At 58.5% G+C, this 407-nt stretch carries 1 protein-coding gene; it reads left to right on the forward strand.

What is annotated here, in order from left to right:
* On the forward strand, positions 1-262 hold a 262-nt coding region (locus SOP85_RS31235), incomplete at its 5' end, for a TauD/TfdA family dioxygenase (protein WP_323629439.1).
* Positions 263-407 lie beyond the last annotated feature (145 nt).

The raw sequence follows: 407 nt of genomic DNA on the forward strand, positions 1-407 counted from the left end.
CCGGCAGGCGCTGTTCGTCAATGAAGGGTTTACCACGCGGATCGTCGATCTGGCGCCGAAAGAGAGCGACGCTTTGCTGAACTTCCTGTTTGCTCACATCACCAAACCGGAGTTTCAGGTGCGCTGGCGCTGGCAGGAAAATGACGTGGCGATCTGGGATAACCGCGTGACGCAGCACTACGCCAACGCGGATTATCTGCCGCAGCGGCGCATCATGCACCGCGCGACCATTCTGGGGGATAGGCCTTTTTACAAGGCCTAAGGCTTAGGCTTCGAACGCCTGCGTTAACTGCTCCAGCTGTTCCTGCGCATCCAGCCAGGTCATCTCCGTCTCTTCCAGCGCGGATTTGGCCTGGCTTTGCTTTTGCAGGCAGTCGGTTAACTCGGCCTTGCGGCTGATGTCGTAC

The organism is Pseudomonas sp. YuFO20, from assembly GCF_035064975.1.
In the GTDB taxonomy this organism is placed as follows: Bacteria; Pseudomonadota; Gammaproteobacteria; order Pseudomonadales; family Pseudomonadaceae; genus Aquipseudomonas; species Aquipseudomonas putida_AE.